The 1,783-nt window shown below is 64.4% G+C and carries 2 protein-coding genes and 1 pseudogene; 2 read left to right on the plus strand and 1 reads right to left on the minus strand.

All coding sequences use genetic code 11. The annotated features are described in order from the left end of the window. Nucleotides 1–93: 93 nt before the first annotated feature. Together ACR0E6_RS20970 and ACR0E6_RS20975 are read left to right on the plus strand one after the other, a co-directional pair. Nucleotides 94–825, plus strand: coding sequence for an SDR family NAD(P)-dependent oxidoreductase (locus ACR0E6_RS20970; RefSeq protein WP_480586928.1), 732 nt, complete (start codon nucleotides 94–96; stop codon nucleotides 823–825). After that, entirely contained in the window at nucleotides 822–1,556 is a 735-nt protein-coding gene (locus ACR0E6_RS20975; protein WP_480565978.1) for an SDR family NAD(P)-dependent oxidoreductase, read from the plus strand. Before ACR0E6_RS20970 ends, ACR0E6_RS20975 begins: the two co-directional genes overlap by 4 nt. 24 nt (nucleotides 1,557–1,580) lie before the next feature. On the opposite strand, the pseudogene ACR0E6_RS20980 reads toward ACR0E6_RS20975, so the two are convergent. Then, nucleotides 1,581–1,783, minus strand: a pseudogene (locus tag ACR0E6_RS20980) (Ldh family oxidoreductase); the annotation flags it as partial.

The raw sequence follows: 1,783 nt of genomic DNA on the forward strand, positions 1-1,783 counted from the left end.
GCGGCGTTCTGCCACCCGACGCACCGGGATTGGGGGTCACCGTAGACCGCGATCTTCTGGGCACTCCACTCGAAACCTGGGAGTTATAACAAAATGTTCGAAGGAAAACGCGCATTGGTCACCGGCGCTGCGGGCGGCATCGGTCAGGCCATTGTCGACAAGCTGCGCCAAAGTGGCGGGCGGGTGGCAGTCGCAGACCGTGCAACCGACACCCTGACCGCCGAGGCGCATTTGCCCGGCGACCTGCTGGAGGCAGGCTATTGCGACGCGCTGCCTCAGGCCGCACATGACGCGTTGGGCGGGCTGGACATCGTCATCAACAACGCGGGCGTGATCACGCGCGGGCCGGTGACCGAGACCTCGGACGCTGACTTGTCCCTGTCGATGGGCGTCAATGTCGAGGCCCCGTTCCGCATCTGCCGCGCGGCCATCCCGCTGATGGCCGAGACGGGTGGTGGGGCCATCGTCAACACCGCCTCGTGCTGGGGCGGTAAGGCGCCGGGGCCGAACCACGCGCTGTATTGCATGACCAAGGCCGCAATCGCCTCGCTGACCGAATGCATGGGCATGGACCACGCGCATCAGGGTATCCGCATCAACGCGGTCTGTCCCAACGAGGTGAATACACCGATGCTGCGCTCGGGCTTTGCCAAGCGCGGGTTTGATCCTGACGAGGCCGTGACTGAACTGGGTAAGACCGTGCCTCTTGGGCGGATCGCCGAGCCTGAGGATATTGCCGATGTGGTCCTGTTCCTCGCCTCGGATGCGGCGCGCTACATGTGCGGCACGCTGGTTGAGGTCAATGGCGGGAAACCGGTCGCATGAGGCGGTTTGAGGGCAAGGTTGTTCTGGTCACCGGCGGTCGCTCGGGGATAGGGCAAGCCATCGCGGCACGGCTGACGGAGGAGGGCGCGCGCGTCTTTACCGCCCAGCGCGGCGGGGATGATCATTTCGAAGGGATCGCAGCCGATTTCACCGACCCTGCCGCGCCTGCACAGGTGGTGGCCGAGGTCATCGCCCGCGCCGCGAAGTTGGACGTTCTGATCAACAATGCCGGTATGATGCAGGAGGCCCGCGTCGAAGAGTTGACGTTGGATGACTGGCAGAAAAATCTGACCGTCAACTTGACCGCGCCCTTCCTGATGATTCAGGCCGCTTTGCCCCATCTGCGCAAAACCAAGGGCAGCATCGTCAATACCGGCTCGATCGAGGGGCTGGGCAGCAATCCCGGCCACGCGGCCTATTGCGCCTCCAAGGCCGGGCTGCACGGGCTGACCCGCGCCGTGGCGGTGGATCACGGGGCCGAGGGTATTCGTTGCAACGCGATTGCGCCGGGCTGGATCGACACCGAGTTGAACCTCGACTTTATCGACTCGATGCCCGACCCGGATGCGTTTCGCCGGGACATCGGCCAGATTCACCCGGTCGCGCGCACCGGCAGGCCCGAAGAAGTGGCAGCATTGGCGGCGTTTCTGGCTGCCGAGGAAAGCGGCTTTATCACAGGGCAGGTCTATACGGTCGATGGCGGGCGGATGGCCAAGTTGAGCTTACCCTGACCCCCGTGCCATCGGTTCGAGAGCTTACCGCAAGTCTTGCAACTGCGACAGCAATTCGGTGCTGACGCTGACACCCTCGGCCTGAGACGCGGCGCGGTTCTTCAGCCGCCCGTCACCGGGTATGCGGGCGGTGCCGTTGCCGTCGATCTCGGCACAGATGCGCGTGACATAGTCGTTGAAGGCGGCATTTCCGAACCGTGTCGGATCAATCGCGATCAGGGTCGCGC

Source organism: Ruegeria sp. AP12, assembly GCF_056540025.1.